Raw genomic sequence first — 18854 nt, 5'->3', positions numbered from 1 at the left:
CAGCGTCCGTTATTCAACAGACTGCGGACGGGTGGCTGGTGCAGTAGCCTTGTGCGTAGCACTGTGACCACCGGCTGCACCTTTACCTTCGAAGTTGAATTCCGGGCGAACCCAGTCGCTGTGACGCGGTGCTTCAGGCACATAATCCGGTGCCGGAGCACGTGTCATCGGCGCTGTTGCAACGTGAACTGGCGCAGGCGCGGCGACAATCTTAACCGGCTCTGGCTCCACTTCAGGCGCTTTCACGTCTTCGACAACCGGTTCAACCTGAATCTCAACGTCCTGAACAACGTCTTCAGCGGTGGTTTCGACGATGGCTTCAGCGGTCTCTTCCACTGCGGCTACAGGTTCAGCCTCTTCAGCGACGTCCTTAGCGACCACGACATCTTCTTCAGCAATCAGCTGTGGAGCGGCTTCAACCGGCGCGGCAATCACTTCAGGGTGCGTGGTTTCGACTTCTACAGCCTGAGGTTCTGCTGTTTCAACAGCCTGAGGCTCAACCACGGTTGCGGCTTCAGTCACGACCTCTTCAACCGCGGCGACAGGTGCAATCACCTCTTCGGTCACAGCCTGTTCTTCAACAGCCTGCTCCGGGCGAGCAACCGGGTAACGGATCCAGACTTTGCCGGATGCCATTTCAGGTGACGCGCACGCGACGGTCAACGGCATTGGAGACTGAGTCGGGTAACGCTCGTCACGGTAACGACGACGACGCTGGCCGCTGACGCGCAGATGACGCGGAGAACGACGTGAACGGCGCGGCATGCCTGCGTTGTCACGGTTTTCCCCATTCTCATCCTGCTCAACGTGATTTTCCACAACGGCTGGCAGATCAACTTTTGCAATCTGCGTACCCGTTGCGGCTTCCGGTACTTCAGCCGCTACAGCTGCAGTTTCTTCTGCCTGAGGAGCACCAATGCGCACTTTCTGCGTCAGCTGGCGCTGCTTACGACGTGGCATAACCTGAGTACGTTCTTCCTGCTCGCCGTCCTGCTGCTCTACAGGCTCTTCGCGGTTCAGATTTTTGACTTCCTGCTGCGCCTGACGTTTCTCGTCGTTACGACGACGGCTACGTTCGCGACGTGGCTGCTGGTCGTCACGCTGTTTGCCCTTCTCAGACTCATCGCCCGCCTGCTGGCGAATTTCACGATCTTCAACGTTCTGCTGTTGTTTCTCGCGACGGTTGCGACGGTTGTCTTCGCGTTGCTCGCGGCCTTCGCTGTTGTCTGAACGGTTGTCACGACGGTCGTTACGATCGTTACGGTCGTTGCGGTCATTACGATCGCGGCGGTTGTTCTGACGTTTACGACGATCCTGCTGACGCTCAGGTTTAGCCGCTTTTGGTTCTTCTTTCGGCTGCTCTGGCTGGACTTCTTCACCCGCAAACATCTTTTTCAGCGCGCCGAAGAAGCGGCTCAGCAGACCCGGTTGCGCCGGCTGGGCTTTCGGTGCCGCGGCTTCTGGTTTCTGCACGACAGGTTTAGTGACCGGTTTTTCCAGGGCCGCTTCTGGCGGTGCTTCTGGCATAATAAAAGTGGCTAACGCAGGCTGCTCTGGCAGTTTGCGCTCGGCGGGTTCCTCATCGGAAGGCAGCGCCATCTCTTCTTCGTGCAGCTTCGGCAGCAGGTAGCTGAGAGTGGTCGTCTCTTCGCCCTTACGCACGCGCAGCACGTGATAGTGTGGGGTCTGCATCTGGTCGTTTGGCACGATGATGCAGCGAACGCCGCCCTGACGTGCTTCGATAGCACTTACCGCTGCACGTTTTTCGTTAAGCAGGTAAGAGGCAACGGGCACCGGCACAATGGCGTGAACCTCTTTGGTGTTCTCTTTCAGCGCTTCTTCTTCAATCAGACGCAGAATGGAGAGGGACAGAGATTCGTTATCACGCACGGTACCGGTGCCGGAGCAGCGCGGACAAACGTGATGGCTGGACTCGCCGAGAGACGGGCTCAGACGCTGACGAGACATCTCCAGCAGGCCAAAGCGTGAGATATGGCTAATCTGGATACGCGCCCTGTCCTGACGCACCGCTTCGCGCAGACGGTTTTCAACCGCACGCTGGTGGCGTACAGGGGTCATGTCGATGAAGTCGATAACAATCAGACCACCCAGATCGCGCAGGCGGAGCTGGCGGGCGATTTCATCAGCGGCTTCGAGGTTAGTGTTGTAGGCGGTCTCTTCGATGTCACCGCCGCGTGTGGCACGTGCGGAGTTGATGTCGATAGCGGTCAGCGCTTCAGTGGTATCGATAACGATAGAACCGCCGGAAGGCAGACGCACTTCACGCTGGAAGGCGGACTCAATCTGGGATTCAATCTGATAGTGGCTGAACAGCGGGATTTCACCGGTGTACAGTTTGATTTTGCTGGTGAAATCCGGACGACCCAGTGCGGCGATGTGCTGGCGAGCCAGTTCAAGCACTTTTGGGTTGTCGATCAGGATTTCACCGATGTCCTGACGCAGGTAGTCACGGAAGGCACGCACGATAACGTTGCTTTCCTGGTGGATCAGGAACGGAGCAGGGCGGCTTTCTGCAGCTTTCTGGATAGCTTCCCAGTGCTTCAGACGGAAGCTTAAGTCCCACTGCAGCGCTTCGGCAGATTTGCCCACGCCTGCGGTACGCACGATAAGCCCCATGCCATCCGGCAGCTCAAGGCTTGCCAGCGCTTCTTTCAGCTCGGTACGGTCATCACCTTCGATACGGCGAGAGATGCCACCCGCACGCGGGTTGTTTGGCATCAGCACCAGATAGCTCCCTGCCAGGCTAATAAAGGTAGTCAGTGCAGCACCTTTGTTGCCACGCTCTTCTTTATCAATCTGGACGATAACTTCCTGACCTTCACGCAGAACATCTTTGATGTTTGGGCGGCCATGGGCGTTGTAGTTGGCAGGGAAATATTCGCGGGCGATTTCTTTCAGAGGGAGGAAACCATGACGCTCAGCACCGTAATCAACAAATGCAGCTTCAAGGCTGGGTTCAATGCGGGTGATTTTACCTTTGTAAATGTTCGCTTTTTTCTGTTCGTGTCCAGGACTTTCGATATCCAGATCGTACAGGCGCTGCCCATCCACAAGGGCGACACGCAACTCTTCTTGCTGAGTTGCGTTGATTAACATTCTTTTCATCGTAACTTACTCGTTATTCTTACATTGACGACAAAGCTGCGGGCAAGGTGACGCTTTCCGGGGTATGAACCGATGGCCTCGTGTCTGTTCACGTCGCCAACCTCACGGTTGTCGCTCGCTTAAGAGGCGCAGAGTGTCGGTTGCCTGTATTTCATACGGAAACACAGCGCAATTATCAGGGGAATTGCCTGGGTAGAACTCTCCAGAGAACAATCCTTATACCGGGAAGTACTGCAACCCGCAGCCCGCTAACTGCCTGAAAGATCAATACGTCTTACGCCATTGCTGCGTGGATGATCGGTCAGGCAAAATTGGTCATTCCGTCAACATCCTTACGTAACCAGGATTTAACACGGAAAACGGCTTCATTATTCCACTGCTCGCCGGGTTATAGCAAGATGACTTTTACCAATTATCACCCGGTTACTCACAGTTTCTTCACTTCAAAACGGTGATTGGTTTAATAACCACCAAATCGATTGCGTGAAACGGGGTGCAGGCCGGACAAAAGTAAATATAAGCATAGAAAAATGAGTGGCGCTAATGGCTGACGATATTTAGAATCGCCAACCATGAAAACAGAGACTCCAGCCGTAAAAATGGTTGCTATCGCGGATGATGACGCGGGGCAACGTATCGACAACTTTTTGCGTACCCAACTGAAAGGGGTGCCAAAGAGCATGATTTACCGCATCCTGCGTAAGGGCGAGGTGCGGGTTAACAAAAAACGCGTGAAGCCCGAGTACAAACTCGAGGCGGGTGATGAAGTGCGCATTCCGCCGGTGCGCGTTGCCGAGCGTGAAGAAGAGACCGTTTCACCTAAATTACAGAAAGTGGCGGCTCTGAGTGATGTGATCCTGTATGAAGACGACCACATTCTGGTGCTGAACAAGCCGTCAGGGACCGCAGTCCACGGCGGTAGCGGTCTGAGCTTCGGCGTGATTGAAGGGTTACGCGCGCTGCGTCCGGAAGCCCGTTTCCTCGAGCTGGTTCACCGTCTTGACCGTGATACCTCCGGCGTGCTGCTGGTGGCGAAAAAGCGTTCCGCGCTGCGTTCCCTGCATGAGCAACTGCGTGAGAAAGGCATGCAGAAAGATTATCTCGCGCTGGTGCGCGGTCAGTGGCAGTCCCATGTGAAAGTGGTGCAGGCGCCGTTGCTGAAGAACATTCTGCAAAGCGGTGAGCGCATCGTCCGCGTAAACCAGGAAGGGAAACCGTCTGAGACGCGCTTTAAAGTTGAAGAGCGCTATGAGTTTGCCACGCTGGTACGCTGCAGCCCGGTGACGGGGCGTACCCATCAGATTCGCGTGCATACGCAGTTTGCGGGCCATCCGATTGCGTTTGATGACCGCTATGGCGATCGCGAATTTGATAAGCAGCTGGCGGGAACCGGCTTGTCTCGTCTGTTCCTGCATGCGGCTGCGCTGAAGTTTACCCATCCGAATACCGGGGAAGTCATTCGTATTGAAGCGCCGCTGGATGAGCAGTTGAAACGCTGCCTGAAGGTTTTGCGCGGCTGATTATGTGCCGGGTGGCGCTGCGCTTACCCGGCCTACGAAACCTGTAGGCCCATGCAAGCGAAGCGCCGCTGTGCAAACGTCACAGGGTCAGCGGATTACACGCTTCTCTGCGCAACATCTGGCACAGCGCTATCAACGGTAACCCCACCAGCGTATTCGGATCGCGTCCGTCCAGCTTGTCGAATAGCGCAATCCCCAATCCTTCACTTTTAAAACTTCCCGCACAGTTCAGCGGACGCTCCCGGCGTACATAATCCATGATCTCCTGCTCGCTGAGATGGCGGAAGTGCACGTCAAAAGGCTCACACTCCGTTTGCAGATGACCAGAGGCGGAGTTATAGAGCGCCAGACCCGTATAAAAGGTCACAATGTTGCCACGCGCCTGCATAAGCTGTTTGAACGCGTTCTCTTCAGTGTGCGGTTTACCTGTTATTTCTCCGTCCAGCACACAAACCTGATCGGAGCCTATAATCAAGTGTGAAGGATAGCGCGCGGCGAGCGACTGCGCCTTCTCCTTAGCGAGACGGCTCACCAGATGTCGTGGTGATTCACCAGGCTGTGGCGTTTCATCAACATCCGGTGCGGCACATTCAAACGGGATCCCAAGCTTTTCCAGCAACATTCGGCGGTAAGGAGAAGTGGAAGCAAGGACGAGATTTGGCATATTTTTATCACCAGATATAGCGTATCGATGCCAGCCATTTTAAACTACAGGCCGCAATGTGTGCGAATAATTGGCAAAAGGCAGCTCTGGTTGCCTTTTTCTTTGACTCTATGACGTTACAAAGTTAATATGCGCGCCCTATGCAAAAGGTAAAATTACCCCTGACTCTTGATCCGGTTCGTACGGCTCAAAAACGCCTCGATTACGAAGGTATTTATACTTCCGATCAGGCTGAGCGTATTGCCGAATCCGTAGTCAGTGTGGACAGTGATGTAGAATGCTCCATGTCGTTCGCTATCGACAACCAGCGTCTCGCCGTTTTAACCGGTGATGCAAAGGTGACGGTAACCCTCGAGTGTCAGCGTTGCGGGAAACCGTTTGTACAGCATGTTCACACAACGTATTGTTTTAGTCCGGTTCGTTCTGACGAACAGGCTGAAGCACTCCCGGAAGCGTATGAGCCGATTGAGGTTAACGAATTCGGTGAAATCGATCTTCTGGCTCTGGTTGAAGATGAAATCATCCTCACCTTGCCAGTGGTTCCGGTGCATGATTCTGAACACTGTGAAGTGTCCGAGGCGGACATGGTCTTTGGGGAATTGCCTGATGAAGCGCAAAAACCAAACCCATTTGCCGTATTAGCCAGCTTAAAGCGTAAGTAATTGAGGAGTAAGGTCCATGGCCGTACAACAGAATAAACCAACCCGTTCCAAACGTGGCATGCGTCGTTCCCATGACGCGCTGACTGCAGTTACCAGCCTGTCTGTAGACAAGACTTCTGGTGAGAAACACCTGCGTCACCACATCACCGCTGACGGTTTCTACCGCGGCCGCAAGGTTATCACTAAGTAATCACGCGTCAGCGTGATTAGGCTTAGTGAGGATTTCCCCGTGCAAACGGGGAAGTTACCGAACCAGGCTGCGACGATACCTTGACACGTCTAACCCTGGCGTTAGATGTCATGGGGGGAGATTTTGGCCCTTCCGTGACAGTGCCTGCAGCATTGCAGGCACTGAATTCTAATTCGCAACTCACACTTCTTTTAGTCGGCAATCCCGACACAATCACGCCATTACTTGCAAAAGCTGACTTTGAACAACGTTCACGTCTGCAGATTATTCCTGCGCAGTCAGTTATTGCCAGTGATGCCCGGCCTTCGCAGGCGATTCGCAACAGCCGTGGGAGCTCAATGCGGATCGCGCTGGAACTGGTGAAAGAAGGGCGAGCGCAGGCTTGCGTCAGTGCGGGAAATACCGGCGCGCTGATGGGGCTGTCGAAATTATTGCTCAAGCCGATTGAGGGTATTGAGCGCCCGGCGCTGGTGACGGTATTACCGCATCAACAAAAGGGCAAAACGGTGGTGCTGGATCTCGGTGCTAACGTGGATTGTGATAGTACCATGCTGGCTCAGTTTGCCGTGATGGGATCGGTGCTGGCAGAAGACGTGGTCGGGATTAAGAATCCCCGCGTGGCGTTATTAAATATTGGGGAAGAAGAGACCAAAGGCCTGGACAGCATTCGCGAAGCTGCTGAAATGCTCAAACAGGTTCCCTCCATCAACTATATTGGTTATCTCGAAGCCAATGAGTTGCTGACGGGGAAAACGGACGTTCTGGTGTGCGATGGCTTCACCGGGAACGTCACGTTGAAGACCATGGAAGGGGTCGTGCGCATGTTCCTTTCTCTGCTGAAATCTCAGGGAGAGGGCAAAAAAAGTGCCTGGTGGCTGATTTTATTGAAGCGTTGGTTACAAAAAAGCCTGACGCGGCGATTCAGTCACCTCAACCCCGACCAGTATAATGGCGCCTGTCTGTTAGGATTGCGCGGCATTGTGATTAAGAGTCACGGAGCCGCCAATCAGCGAGCATTTTCTGTCGCCATTGAACAGGCAGTGCAGGCGGTGCAGCGACAAGTCCCTCAGCGGATTGCCGCTCGCCTGGAATCTGTATTAGCTAAAAGTGACTGAGCGTACATGTATACGAAGATTTTAGGTACCGGCAGCTACCTGCCAAAACAAGTGCGTACCAACGCCGATCTGGAAAAAATGGTAGATACGTCTGACGAGTGGATTGTCACGCGCACAGGTATCCGTGAACGTCGTATCGCCGCGCCAGACGAAACCGTGTCCACCATGGGTTACGAAGCCGCACAGCGTGCTATCGAAATGGCGGGCATTGATAAAGAACAGATTGGCTTGATCGTGGTCGCTACGACGTCTGCCACGCATGCTTTCCCTAGCGCAGCGTGCCAGGTGCAAAACATGCTCGGTATTAAAGGCTGCCCGGCGTTTGACGTTGCCGCCGCGTGTGCAGGCTTTACCTATGCGCTGAGCATTGCCGATCAGTATGTTAAATCGGGTTCCGTCAAATATGCGCTGGTGATCGGTGCTGACGTGCTGGCGCGTACCTGCGATCCAACCGATCGCGGGACGATCATTATTTTTGGTGATGGTGCAGGCGCGGTGCTGCTGGGGCAGTCCGAAGAGCCGGGTATCATCTCTACGCATTTGCATGCCGATGGTCGCTACGGCGAACTGTTAACGCTGCCTAACGCCGATCGCGTTAATCCGGATAACTCTATTTACCTGACCATGGCGGGTAATGAGGTGTTCAAGGTGGCGGTGACTGAGCTTGCGCACATTGTCGATGAGACGCTGGAAGCGAACAACCTTGAACGTACCGCACTCGACTGGCTGGTACCGCATCAGGCGAACCTGCGTATCATCAGCGCGACCGCTAAAAAGCTAGGCATGTCGATGGATAACGTTGTGGTGACGCTGGACCGTCACGGCAACACCTCTGCGGCGTCAGTACCGTGCGCATTTGATGAAGCGGTACGCGACGGACGAATCAAACGGGGCCAGTTGGTCTTGCTTGAAGCCTTCGGTGGCGGGTTCACCTGGGGTTCCGCGCTGGTTCGTTTCTAGGATAAGGAATAAAAAATGACGCAATTTGCTTTTGTGTTCCCGGGCCAGGGTTCTCAAACCGTTGGGATGTTGTCTGAAATGGCAGCAAACTACCCGGTCATTGAAGAGACTTTTCGTGAAGCTTCTGACGCGCTGGGTTATGATCTGTGGGCGCTGACTCAACAGGGTCCGGCCGAAGAGCTGAACAAAACCTGGCAGACCCAGCCAGCATTACTGACCGCTTCCGTTGCACTGTGGCGCGTCTGGCAGCAGCAGGGCGGTAAAGCCCCCGCTCTGCTCGCGGGTCATAGCCTGGGAGAATACTCTGCGCTGGTCTGCGCCGGTGTAATCGCGTTTGCTGACGCGGTGCGCCTGGTAGAACTGCGCGGTAAATTCATGCAGGAAGCGGTGCCGGAAGGCACGGGTGGCATGTCTGCCATTATCGGCCTGGATGATGCTGCGATTGCAAAAGCGTGTGAAGAGTCTGCTGAAGGTCAGGTGGTTTCTCCGGTTAACTTCAACTCGCCAGGCCAGGTTGTTATCGCCGGTCATAAAGAAGCGGTTGAACGTGCCGGTGCTGCCTGTAAAGCTGCAGGCGCGAAACGTGCACTGCCGCTGCCGGTGAGCGTGCCGTCTCACTGTGCACTGATGAAGCCCGCTGCCGAGAAACTGGCGGTTGAGCTGGAAAAAATCACCTTTAACGCACCGACGATTTCCGTTGTGAACAACGTCGATGTGAAATGCGAAACCGCGCCGGAAGCCATCCGCGACGCGCTGGTTCGCCAGCTCTACAGCCCGGTACAGTGGACCAAAACCGTTGAGTTTATGGCCGCTCAGGGCGTTGAGCAACTGTATGAAGTCGGCCCAGGTAAGGTCCTCACCGGTCTGACAAAACGTATTGTTGACACCCTGACAGCGTCCGCAATTAACGAGCCGGAAGCGATGTCAGCGGCACTCTCGCAATAAAAGAGGAATACCATGAGTTTTGAAGGAAAAATTGCCCTGGTCACTGGCGCAAGCCGTGGTATCGGGCGCGCAATTGCTGAAACACTGGTTGCGCGCGGCGCGAAAGTGATTGGTACAGCAACCAGCGAGAATGGCGCTCAGGCCATCAGCGAATATCTGGGTGCAAACGGTAAAGGTCTGGTACTGAATGTGACCGAACCTGCATCTATCGAATCTGTTCTGGAAAATATTCGTGCAGAGTTTGGCGAAGTGGATATTCTGGTAAACAATGCCGGGATCACTCGCGACAACCTTCTGATGCGAATGAAAGATGATGAGTGGAACGATATTATCGAAACCAACCTGTCATCTGTATTCCGTCTGTCAAAAGCGGTAATGCGCGCTATGATGAAAAAGCGTCATGGTCGTATTATCACTGTGGGTTCTGTGGTTGGTACCATGGGAAATGCTGGTCAGGCTAACTACGCTGCGGCGAAAGCGGGTCTGATTGGTTTCAGTAAGTCGCTGGCGCGTGAAGTCGCGTCCCGCGGGATTACTGTAAACGTTGTTGCTCCGGGCTTTATTGAAACGGACATGACGCGTGCGCTGACCGATGAGCAGCGTGCGGGTACACTGGCGGCAGTTCCGGCGGGTCGTCTTGGCGACCCTAAAGAAATCGCCAGTGCGGTTGCATTTTTAGCCTCTGACGAAGCGGGTTACATCACTGGTGAAACCCTCCACGTCAACGGCGGGATGTACATGGTTTAATCACGATCGAAAATATTTGCGTTATTAGGGCAAATGGCCTCAAAATAACGTAAAATCGTGGTAAGACCTGCCGGGATTTAGTTGCAAATTTTTCAACATTTTATACACTACGAAAACCATCGCGAAAGCGAGTTTTGATAGGAAATTTAAGAGTATGAGCACTATCGAAGAACGCGTTAAGAAAATTATCGGCGAACAGCTGGGCGTTAAGCAGGAAGAAGTTGTGAACTCCGCTTCCTTCGTTGAAGACCTGGGCGCAGATTCTCTTGACACCGTTGAGCTGGTAATGGCTCTGGAAGAAGAGTTTGATACTGAGATTCCGGACGAAGAAGCTGAGAAGATCACCACCGTTCAGGCTGCCATTGATTACATCAACGGCCACCAGGCGTAAGTGAACATCTCCAGGCGGTCATTCGACCGCCTGAGTTTTATCTTTTTTAGTCCCACGAATCTCTTTTTTTATCCCTCCCTGGAGGACAAACGTGTCTAAGCGTCGTGTAGTTGTGACCGGACTTGGCATGTTGTCTCCTGTCGGCAATACCGTAGAGTCCACCTGGAAAGCTCTCCTTGCCGGTCAGAGCGGCATCAGCCTAATCGACCATTTCGATACTAGCGCCTATGCAACGAAATTTGCTGGCTTAGTAAAGGATTTTAACTGTGAAGAGATCATCTCGCGCAAAGAACAGCGCAAGATGGATGCCTTCATTCAATATGGAATTGTCGCTGGCGTTCAGGCCATGCAGGATTCTGGCCTTGAAATTACGGAAGAGAACGCAACCCGTATCGGTGCCGCTATCGGCTCCGGGATTGGCGGTCTTGGCCTGATCGAGGAAAACCATACATCCCTGATGAATGGCGGCCCGCGTAAAATCAGCCCGTTCTTCGTTCCGTCCACGATTGTTAATATGGTGGCGGGTCACCTGACCATCATGTTTGGCCTGCGTGGTCCAAGCATTTCAATCGCGACTGCTTGTACGTCTGGCGTACATAACATCGGCCAGGCCGCGCGCATGATTGCGTACGGCGATGCAGATGCTATGGTTGCGGGTGGTGCAGAAAAAGCCAGTACCCCTCTGGGTGTCGGTGGTTTTGGTGCAGCGCGTGCGCTCTCTACCCGTAACGATAATCCTCAGGCGGCAAGCCGTCCGTGGGATAAAGACCGTGACGGTTTCGTACTGGGTGACGGTGCGGGCATGCTCGTGCTGGAAGAGTACGAACACGCGAAAAAACGCGGCGCGAAAATTTATGCTGAAGTCGTTGGCTTTGGTATGAGTAGCGATGCTTATCACATGACGTCTCCTCCGGAGAATGGCGCAGGTGCTGCGCTGGCAATGGAAAACGCGATCCGTGATGCGGGCATTACGCCAGCTCAGATTGGCTACGTTAACGCGCACGGTACCTCTACACCTGCAGGCGACAAAGCGGAAGCTCAGGCTGTTAAGTCTATCTTCGGCGAGTCTGCCAGCCGCGTACTGGTCAGCTCCACAAAATCCATGACCGGTCACCTGTTGGGTGCGGCGGGTGCAGTAGAGTCAATCTACTCTATCCTTGCGCTGCGCGATCAGGCGGTTCCACCAACAATCAACCTGGATAACCCGGATGAAGGTTGCGATCTGGACTTCGTGCCTCACGAAGCGCGTCAGGTTAGCGGTATGGAGTACACCCTGTGTAACTCCTTCGGCTTCGGCGGTACCAATGGCTCGCTGATTTTCAAACGCGTGTAATGGTTTCTTGCCCATAAAAAACGGAGCGCATAGCGCTCCGTTTTTTTTAGTTCACATTTTCGTTACTGATAGGTGAAAGTGAACTGGACGGTGGTGTTAAATTCGCCTGCCGTGACGGTTCCCGTAGGGGTATAGAGGCGGGCCGCGAGAGGAAACTGCGCATTGTGCGTTGTTCTGTCTACATCGACGGTAATCGAGCCCGCGGGTGAGATCTCGGTGAGATGATCGCGGGTCATGATCTGCATCGCCATGCCTGTTGCATCCCCGCTGCTATTAGCAAATTTTGTCTGATCGTCACTGTCTGAATCGCCGGTCAAGGTAGCCTTAACACGTGTCGTTGAGCTGGGGCAGGATGAAAGCGTGAGTGAAAAATCCTGCCATTCTCCGGTTGCCCCAACGCGACTAAAGTTTACCGCTCGTGCTTGATCGAACCTTACTGTCTGATTTTTGGATCCCGCATCCACGGTACAGGCAGACGCCACGACCGTGCCGCTCAGATCGATAGTGGTTGCTTGCGCGGAGCTACAAAGTGCAAACACCAGGCATGCGAGAGTAGATTTTACCCGTTCTATCATCATCCCCATCCTGCATTACTGATAGGTAAAGGTGGCCTGTGCCTGGCCGATAATGGTGCCTGGCATCACGTTGCCGTTGGAAACGGCTCGGGCGCGCATTTTCAAATCATAGGCGTGCGTACTGCTGCTGATGGCGACATTTTGCAACGTGGCGCCACTCTTGTAAGCCGTGTTAGTCGTTTCGTCGGTCAACTCCAGCTTCAGGTTAGTGGCCGTTCCGGTATTTTTATAATAGTTAGTATCGGTATCCGCTGTACCGCCAAAAGTAACGCTAAAGCTGGACGTTGAAGCAGGGCAGTTTGTTAATGCAAGCGTAAAGTTAGTCCAGTTTGTTGCACTTCCGGCAGTGGCCAGACTATCAGCCTGTATATTGTCACCTAATTTTACCGCCAGCGAGGGGCTATCTCCATTGACCACACAGGGTGAGGCAACAACCGTGCCTGTAATGTCAATATTGACCGAGTTGGCTGAACACGCGCCAGAAAACAGACCTCCGCAGAGCGTTGCCAGAATCGCTATTTTTTTTCCATTCGCGATATTCATTTTCATTCCTTATGTATTAGTTGTAGGTTACTTTAAGTTCAATGGCCGATTTCACATTGCCAGCAGTAACGGTTGCAGCGTCATCAATATAATAAGCGACCTTAAAATCGGGCAGGGTGTAATCGCCTGAGCCGTCATAAAGGCCCAGATTGATCTCACTGTTGATCTTATGTGCAGAACCATCGGCGTTCTGTACCTGAATATAGACATTGCTGGCGTAACCATCGCCAGTGACCGTATTTAATACCCCATTATTGGCATTGTGTGCGCCGTATACCGCGAATAAGTTATAGGTGATCCCATTAATCGCGCCAGGGCAGTTTTTCAACTCAACTTTGGGTACGTCGGTAATGTTTGATGCGCCACTTGCCAGGCTTGCGCCATACAGTGGGGATAATTTTATTTCCTTTGGTGCGTTAATAGTACAGGCAGTTATAATTGGCTGACTGACTACGCCGGACAGAATCAGGCCCGAATCTAACGCAACACCATCACCATCAGGGTTATGTACGTTCATGGTTACGTCGGGGACAGAAATAATAGTACCTGCTGGTATTTTTTCACTTAATCTGACCAGGCGATACCATACATGGTAGTAACCGTCACGCGCGCTACCATCGACAATTGGCAGATTGATGCGGTAATTGGGAGCTGTGGGATTATCTTGCGGTGAATATCCCGGTACAGATGAAACATGGACCTGATATTGAATACCAATACCTGGATTGCTTGTTGCCCAGGTCACATTGTCGGCAAGTAATTGTCCGTTAACAGACAAATCAATATAGGAGTTTTTTCCTTCGCCGGGGATAGTCTCGGTATAAATGGAATCATTATCATACCAGTCTGTCGTGCCGCCCACGACATTCGGTATAGATAATGTAGAAAATCCATGGTGCATGACATGGAAAGATTGAACTTCAATATAATTTGCGTAGGCGCAATTTATGCCTGACAGACCACATGGAATAAAAATAACAGGGGTTAGCCATTTTTTAAGCATTTTATTTAACGACATGATGCGTTGACCTCTACAATTGCGCTTGATGATGTGCTCTCTGGTAATTGCCAGCGGGTATGACACTGCTTATTTGCACCCCATTTAACGGTTGCACTTCCCTGAAGTGACATACCAGCCAGATAAACCTGTCCACCATCACCGACAATCGAGGTGGTTTTTGCGTTCTTGTCGTCAGTCACGATTGCACCAAACGGAACAGGGCGCCCGTCACGACGGGTTAACGTCATCAAAACGCGTTTACCCACACGTGTGTCAAAATGTGCCCGGACAATAGCCCCTCGGGTTGGCGTAACCGTTTTCGCAGAAAGCTCAACGTCGGCATCATCCGGCAGTTGTTCGGTATTCAGCGACAGCGTGTTTTCACGGTATGGGCTGATAAACGGCACAACGGTATAGCCGCGGAAATCGGTGCTGACGCCCGTCTGGTTAGTGATATCAACACCGCTTGCTCCCGGCGCTTCAACCAGAGCGACGGTCTCACCTAATTCCTGACTCAGCGTAATGCCATTTGCATGCGCAACCACACCGCCGCTGATACCATAATTTACCCGGCGCTGATCGTGGTCGTAACTGTAGGCGCTGTTCATTCTGGCATAGGTACCCTGGTAGTCCAGGCTGGCGCTACCACCGTTACCCCCATCGTGGTTCGTCTCGCTTTCCTGCACGCTCCAGTTGAGGTTCTGATCTTGCAGCGCGGTGCCATTCAGCCCGACCGTATGGCTGGTGCTGCCATGTTTACTGGTATTGAGGTTGTAGGTGGCGCGACTGCTGCTGAGCCAGCGATCCAGCGGCACGCTGATACTCATTGAGAACACGTGGTCCTCGCTGTAAACGGTGTCGCTGTCGCGGGCATCAGTAGTGTTACGGTTAAAGCTGTAGTTCAGGCTCCAGGTGATGCCGTTCCAGCTGTTGCTGTAACCCGCGCCGATTGAGCGCATTGTTCGGTCGCTGTTCCAGTAATCCTCGCTGATGGCGTTCAACGAGATGGACCCCGCGCCTTCCCAGAGATTCTGGTTAAGCAATATCTCGGCACGATTACGCCGGCGTTCGGTATTGTCCTGCCAGTTACTGTCCCGCCAGGTGTCGAGTACTTCCTGCAGGGTGTAATAGCCTGAAGTTGAGTAGCGATAACCCGAAATGGCGATATTGGTCCCCGTTTCGAGAATGTTTTTACTGTAACGAACCCGCATTGACTGGCCGATCGCTTTTTCCTGATCCTGTTGGGTTGACCAGGCCTGCGTGCCATCGACGGATACGGCTCCCAGCCCACCAAAGTTTTTACCGATCCCCACAAGTAGCGACTGATAATGTTGCGATAGCTGTCCGCCGCCGTAGGCGGTAAATCCTGCTGGCAGGCCGTAGATGGCCGAGCCCTGAGTAAAGAATGTTTTATCGACGGCGCTGTCGTAAGGACGGTACTGACCGCTGGTCAGGCTGTACTTTAAACGACCTTCACGCTGTAGAACCGGCAGTGAGGCGAAGGGGACCAACTGGTGCTGTTCGCTGCCGTCAGCTTCTTTAATCGTCACGTCCAGATCGCCGCTACTGCCCGTGGGATACATGTCAGTGATCTCAAATGCCCCCGGCGACACATAGCTTTGGTAAATGGTGTAGCCGTTTTGTTTAATGATGACCTGGGCGTTGGTCCGGGCAATTCCGCGAACCACCGGTGCGTAGCCGCGCAGGCTGTCAGGCAGCATGTCGTCATCGGAGGCCAGTTGCGCACCCCGGAAAGGCACGCTGTCAAACAGATCGGAAGGGGAGTTGCTTTCGCCAAGTGTCAGCTGACTTTTGAGCGCGATAATATTTCGCTGAGCGTAGGTATATGCCGAATCCCAGTTATTCTGGGTATTGTCGCCGCTGGTATTGCGTGACCAGGTGCTGTAGTTACGAACGCGCCATGGGCCGATATTTAGCCCTGGGCGCAGGTTCAGGTAATAGCTGTCTGAATCGGTCATATCAGAGTGACGAGCCTGGGTGTTGCCGCCTGTAAAGCTGTAATTAAGCAGCAGCGCATTGATGCCTTCATCCAGGCGTTCTGGAGCAACATATCCACGCGCCTGGTTATTCATCGCCGCCTGAGGGATGCTCAACAAAAGTTGCTGTTTATTGAAGACGAACTGAGTAGCAGCGTTGGGAATAGCGGCCAGGTTTGCGCAATGGTTCTCTCCGGTCAGTTGCGGAAATTGCTCGGTTCGGACGCCAAAGTCACGTAGCATCTCCATGCTTATGCACGGTTGCAATGATGTCTGGCCGTGACTGTCCTTTTGCATGCTAAATTCAATGTCATGTGTGCCAGTCAATGTCTGATTGACCAGCACGTCAACGCGATAAGTACCCGGCATTTGGCCAACACCTTCTTCAAAGGCACTCAGGTCAGAAATGTCTTTACCTGGACCGTCAATACCCAGTAGCGCGGGGTTAAAATATTCCCGGGCACAGGCAGGGTGCGACAACGAGAATGTACACTGCAATGCGATGAAGCAGGCCAGCCTGGTTGGCGAGATCTTATTTTTTTTAGCTCTGATCATTCCGTGATCCTTTCGGAGTCCGAGTATCTAATGAGTGATTACTGCGTCTGGTGTTCCGCGCCAGCTGCGCCGAAGTCACTGATAATTTTCCAGCGAATATTGCCTTTGGCATTTGCCGGAAGACTGAAGGTCGCGCTGGACATGGGCGCAACGTATGTCGCATCCGTAACCGTACTGGCACCGACTTTGACTTCGCTGAAGTTCATGTAATAGGGGGTTGGGTTACTGACCGTAAGCTGTTGATCGCTGCGTTTCCAGCTAAGCTTGCTGGCAAACTTTTCCGGCATCTCAGTAAGCGATGCGGGGCGATAAATGAGTTTGATACGTGTCTTAATCGCAATCTGTAGGGTATTTACGTTGTCTAACTTTTCTGTTGCCGGAATGGTTTTAATGTTCATCCAGAACAGTGACTCACGATCCTGTGGCAGATTCCCGCCCGTATTAATAATACGCAGTTTGTTTTCTTCATTGCCAGCTAAGCGGAACAGGGGCGGCGTGACGATAAACGGTGTTTTACTGGTGTCGTTTTCATCTTTATCAACCCATGACTGAATTAAATAGGAGTATGGGTCTGGGTTTTTGACGTCCAGGGAAGATTCTTTTTTGTCTGCATGGTATATAATGCGAGTGCCTCCAATAATAACACCCGCTTGCGCTGTTGCCATTGAAAAAACAAATGCAGCGGCGATTAATGAATTCACTAATTTCATCTGGTTAACCTCAAAATAGCAATGCCGGGAAGCCCCGGCATTGCTTATAGCCAAAGGCGGAAATTTATCGCGCGATGATTAATTGTATGCCAGCGTAAAGTTAGCGGTACCGTTAGCGGAACCCGCCTCAACGGTAGCGGCAGTTGCGATATACTGTGCGCTGAAATTCATGGTAGCGGTGCCAGCAGTCGCATCGATGGTCGCTGCTTTAGATGCGGTTGCCAGCGGTAACGCGGTGCCGTCGCCGTTCAGCAACTGAATAGCAACGCCTTTGGCAACGCCAGTGGTGCCTGCGCCGGTGACTTCCAGATAGTCATTATTAGTGGCGTCTGGTTTGCCGGTGTATTTCACAACAACAGCTTTGCCTTTCAGGTCTGCCGGGCACTCAGACAGTTTCAGAGTAAAGCGAGTATTCGCGGCAACGGAACCAGCCTCTGGCAGAGCAGTTTTAGCGATATCACCTAACTTGACGGTCTGCGGTGCGGTCATTGTGGTGTCAATTTTACAACCTTGCTCGATGATATTACCGGTGAAATTTACCTGTCCATCATCGGCCTGCGCGGCAGAAACCATTCCGAGTGTAGTGATTAAGGCAACAGCCGCTACTTTTCCTTTCATTGATAATGTCCTTGAAGAGTGTGATTGATATAAAACACAGGTGAGTACTCATGGCACACGATGTGATGATGCTCGATAGTTTTCAGCAAGAAACATTGTCTTGTGTTTTTAAAACCATCTTGCGCACTTGGGTATTCACATGGGGGATTATATCTATGTGCTAAAATATGAACTATAAACTATATCTAATGAGTGTTTTTAATTTAACTTTAATAATCCTCTCCGTGAATAATATTTCATTTATTCATTAATAGATGAATAGCATTTCTCTCATGTATACAGGCGTAGACGCGCCCAACCTTCCTGTGCTTTTTTACATTTATTCGAAGATAACAGACTTGCGATATCCTCTTTCACCTGCCACCCTAGTCAGGTATTTATATGGAGGGTGAATGTATCTAATTAATGGTGAGTTACAAAAAAAGTTAGATGTGAACGATCGTAGCGTTCAGTTTGGGGATGGTTGTTTTACCACTGCTCGAATTAGCGGCGGCGTTGTTTCACTTTTCAGCCACCATCTGACACGTTTGCAGACGGCCTGCACAAGGTTGGCTATCCCGTTTGATGCATGGGAAACCCTTGCTGCGGAAATGCGGGATATGGCGCAAAAAAAGGGTGACGGCGTGTTAAAGGTTGTTATCACGCGTGGAGCTGGCGGTCGCGGCTATAGCCCCGCAGGCTGTCAGCAACCGGTGCGCATCCTGAGCGTTTCTGAATACCCAACGCATTACGCACGCTGGAAAGAAACCGGCGTAACGCTTGCTCTCAGCCCGATCCCCTTGGGTCGCAACCCTTATCTTGCAGGAATGAAGCACCTCAACCGCCTTGAGCAGGTGTTGATTCGTTCTCATCTTGAGCAGACGGATGCCGATGAAGCCCTTGTCCTTGACAGCGATGGGTGGCTTACGGAATGCTGTGCCGCAAATCTGTTCTGGCGCTGTGGGCAGGATGTCTTTACCCCACGCCTCGATCAGGCGGGCGTAAACGGCATTATGCGGCAGTTTATTATCGCCCAACTGGCACTGACCGCGTATCGCGTTGTCGAAGTGAATGCGCCGCTAACGGCGCTCGCGCAGGCTGATGAAGTGCTTATCTGTAACGCGCTAATGCCGGTTGTCCCCGTACAGCGCTACGCAGAGCGAGAGTGGCCCGCGCGCGAACTTTACCACTATTTAGCCCCAATTTGTGAGTCGTCCGATTAGC

18 protein-coding genes are annotated in these 18854 nt (G+C 52.6%); 10 read left to right on the top strand and 8 right to left on the bottom strand.

The window, feature by feature from the left end; genetic code table 11:
• Positions 1-9: 9 nt before the first annotated feature.
• Positions 10-3126, bottom strand: coding sequence for a ribonuclease E (gene rne / locus O1723_RS13170; protein ID WP_014883372.1), 3117 nt, complete (start codon positions 3124-3126; stop codon positions 10-12).
• Between the two features lie 572 nt (positions 3127-3698).
• On the opposite strand from rne, the gene rluC reads away from it, so the two are divergent.
• Complete coding sequence (gene rluC / locus O1723_RS13165) at positions 3699-4646, top strand: 23S rRNA pseudouridine(955/2504/2580) synthase RluC (protein ID WP_014883373.1); 948 nt, start codon at positions 3699-3701, stop codon at positions 4644-4646.
• A 79-nt stretch (positions 4647-4725) separates the two neighbouring features.
• Here the strand turns inward: rluC and O1723_RS13160 are convergent, their stop codons facing one another.
• The gene (locus O1723_RS13160) at positions 4726-5310 is read right to left on the bottom strand and encodes a Maf family protein (RefSeq protein ID WP_023332694.1); all 585 of its coding nucleotides are present in this window, start codon (positions 5308-5310) and stop codon (positions 4726-4728) included.
• Between the two features lie 140 nt (positions 5311-5450).
• Between O1723_RS13160 and yceD the strand changes: the two genes are divergently transcribed.
• The 8 genes from yceD to fabF all read left to right on the top strand — a co-directional run bounded on the left by yceD (position 5451) and on the right by fabF (position 11653).
• On the top strand, positions 5451-5972 hold the full coding sequence (gene yceD, locus O1723_RS13155) for a 23S rRNA accumulation protein YceD (RefSeq protein WP_014883375.1): 522 nt from the start codon (positions 5451-5453) through the stop codon (positions 5970-5972).
• Positions 5973-5988: 16 nt separating this feature from the next.
• Positions 5989-6162, top strand: a complete 174-nt coding sequence (rpmF, locus tag O1723_RS13150) for a 50S ribosomal protein L32 (RefSeq protein ID WP_003857964.1) — start codon at positions 5989-5991, stop codon at positions 6160-6162.
• A gap of 80 nt (positions 6163-6242) precedes the next feature.
• Positions 6243-7277 (top strand): phosphate acyltransferase PlsX, encoded by a 1035-nt coding sequence (plsX, locus tag O1723_RS13145; RefSeq protein ID WP_014883376.1) that lies wholly within the window; start codon positions 6243-6245, stop codon positions 7275-7277.
• Positions 7278-7283: 6 nt separating this feature from the next.
• Entirely contained in the window at positions 7284-8237 is a 954-nt protein-coding gene (locus O1723_RS13140; RefSeq protein ID WP_014883377.1) for a beta-ketoacyl-ACP synthase III, read from the top strand.
• Positions 8238-8252: 15 nt separating this feature from the next.
• Positions 8253-9182: an ACP S-malonyltransferase gene (fabD, locus tag O1723_RS13135; protein WP_014883378.1), complete on the top strand. Its 930-nt coding sequence runs from the start codon at positions 8253-8255 to the stop codon at positions 9180-9182.
• Positions 9183-9194: 12 nt separating this feature from the next.
• A complete protein-coding gene (fabG, locus tag O1723_RS13130; protein WP_008500795.1) occupies positions 9195-9929 on the top strand; it encodes a 3-oxoacyl-ACP reductase FabG in 735 nt (244 codons plus the stop codon).
• A gap of 154 nt (positions 9930-10083) precedes the next feature.
• Positions 10084-10320 (top strand): acyl carrier protein, encoded by a 237-nt coding sequence (gene acpP, locus O1723_RS13125; protein WP_003857954.1) that lies wholly within the window; start codon positions 10084-10086, stop codon positions 10318-10320.
• Positions 10321-10411: 91 nt separating this feature from the next.
• Positions 10412-11653, top strand: a complete 1242-nt coding sequence (fabF, locus tag O1723_RS13120) for a beta-ketoacyl-ACP synthase II (RefSeq protein ID WP_014883379.1) — start codon at positions 10412-10414, stop codon at positions 11651-11653.
• A 62-nt stretch (positions 11654-11715) separates the two neighbouring features.
• Here fabF and O1723_RS13115 read toward each other — a convergent pair whose 3' ends face one another.
• The 6 genes from O1723_RS13115 to O1723_RS13090 all read right to left on the bottom strand — a co-directional run bounded on the left by O1723_RS13115 (position 11716) and on the right by O1723_RS13090 (position 17651).
• The gene (locus O1723_RS13115; RefSeq protein WP_032636988.1) at positions 11716-12237 is read right to left on the bottom strand and encodes a fimbrial protein; all 522 of its coding nucleotides are present in this window, start codon (positions 12235-12237) and stop codon (positions 11716-11718) included.
• Between the two features lie 6 nt (positions 12238-12243).
• Positions 12244-12771, bottom strand: coding sequence for a fimbrial protein (locus O1723_RS13110; protein WP_023332699.1), 528 nt, complete (start codon positions 12769-12771; stop codon positions 12244-12246).
• 16 nt (positions 12772-12787) lie between these two features.
• Positions 12788-13789, bottom strand: a complete 1002-nt coding sequence (locus O1723_RS13105) for a fimbrial protein (RefSeq protein WP_023338248.1) — start codon at positions 13787-13789, stop codon at positions 12788-12790.
• Positions 13780-16323, bottom strand: coding sequence for a fimbria/pilus outer membrane usher protein (locus O1723_RS13100; RefSeq protein ID WP_023337091.1), 2544 nt, complete (start codon positions 16321-16323; stop codon positions 13780-13782). The genes O1723_RS13105 and O1723_RS13100 overlap by 10 nt, the downstream gene beginning before the upstream one ends.
• Positions 16324-16361: 38 nt before the next feature.
• Positions 16362-17033: a fimbrial biogenesis chaperone gene (locus O1723_RS13095; RefSeq protein WP_014883384.1), complete on the bottom strand. Its 672-nt coding sequence runs from the start codon at positions 17031-17033 to the stop codon at positions 16362-16364.
• Positions 17034-17111: 78 nt separating this feature from the next.
• On the bottom strand, positions 17112-17651 hold the full coding sequence (locus O1723_RS13090) for a fimbrial protein (RefSeq protein ID WP_014883385.1): 540 nt from the start codon (positions 17649-17651) through the stop codon (positions 17112-17114).
• Positions 17652-18043: 392 nt separating this feature from the next.
• On the opposite strand from O1723_RS13090, the gene pabC reads away from it, so the two are divergent.
• The gene (gene pabC / locus O1723_RS13085) at positions 18044-18853 is read left to right on the top strand and encodes an aminodeoxychorismate lyase (protein ID WP_023332703.1); all 810 of its coding nucleotides are present in this window, start codon (positions 18044-18046) and stop codon (positions 18851-18853) included.
• Position 18854: the final 1 nt, after the last annotated feature.

The sequence above is a fragment of the Enterobacter cloacae complex sp. HYC080_NIDB genome (genome assembly GCF_056673325.1).
The sequence above is the reverse complement of the archived record's forward strand: the minus strand, read 5'-3'. Positions and strand labels throughout refer to the sequence as shown.

Coding starts and splice junctions, on each gene's coding strand:
- rne (WP_014883372.1), bottom strand. CDS start 3,126: ATGAAAAGAATGTTAATCAACGCAACTCAGCAAGAAGAGTTGCGTGTC.
- rluC (WP_014883373.1), top strand. CDS start 3,699: ATGAAAACAGAGACTCCAGCCGTAAAAATGGTTGCTATCGCGGATGAT.
- O1723_RS13160 (WP_023332694.1), bottom strand. CDS start 5,310: ATGCCAAATCTCGTCCTTGCTTCCACTTCTCCTTACCGCCGAATGTTG.
- yceD (WP_014883375.1), top strand. CDS start 5,451: ATGCAAAAGGTAAAATTACCCCTGACTCTTGATCCGGTTCGTACGGCT.
- rpmF (WP_003857964.1), top strand. CDS start 5,989: ATGGCCGTACAACAGAATAAACCAACCCGTTCCAAACGTGGCATGCGT.
- O1723_RS13140 (WP_014883377.1), top strand. CDS start 7,284: ATGTATACGAAGATTTTAGGTACCGGCAGCTACCTGCCAAAACAAGTG.
- fabD (WP_014883378.1), top strand. CDS start 8,253: ATGACGCAATTTGCTTTTGTGTTCCCGGGCCAGGGTTCTCAAACCGTT.
- fabG (WP_008500795.1), top strand. CDS start 9,195: ATGAGTTTTGAAGGAAAAATTGCCCTGGTCACTGGCGCAAGCCGTGGT.
- acpP (WP_003857954.1), top strand. CDS start 10,084: ATGAGCACTATCGAAGAACGCGTTAAGAAAATTATCGGCGAACAGCTG.
- O1723_RS13115 (WP_032636988.1), bottom strand. CDS start 12,237: ATGGGGATGATGATAGAACGGGTAAAATCTACTCTCGCATGCCTGGTG.
- O1723_RS13110 (WP_023332699.1), bottom strand. CDS start 12,771: ATGAATATCGCGAATGGAAAAAAAATAGCGATTCTGGCAACGCTCTGC.
- O1723_RS13105 (WP_023338248.1), bottom strand. CDS start 13,789: ATGTCGTTAAATAAAATGCTTAAAAAATGGCTAACCCCTGTTATTTTT.
- O1723_RS13100 (WP_023337091.1), bottom strand. CDS start 16,323: ATGATCAGAGCTAAAAAAAATAAGATCTCGCCAACCAGGCTGGCCTGC.
- O1723_RS13095 (WP_014883384.1), bottom strand. CDS start 17,033: ATGAAATTAGTGAATTCATTAATCGCCGCTGCATTTGTTTTTTCAATG.
- O1723_RS13090 (WP_014883385.1), bottom strand. CDS start 17,651: ATGAAAGGAAAAGTAGCGGCTGTTGCCTTAATCACTACACTCGGAATG.
- pabC (WP_023332703.1), top strand. CDS start 18,044: ATGTATCTAATTAATGGTGAGTTACAAAAAAAGTTAGATGTGAACGAT.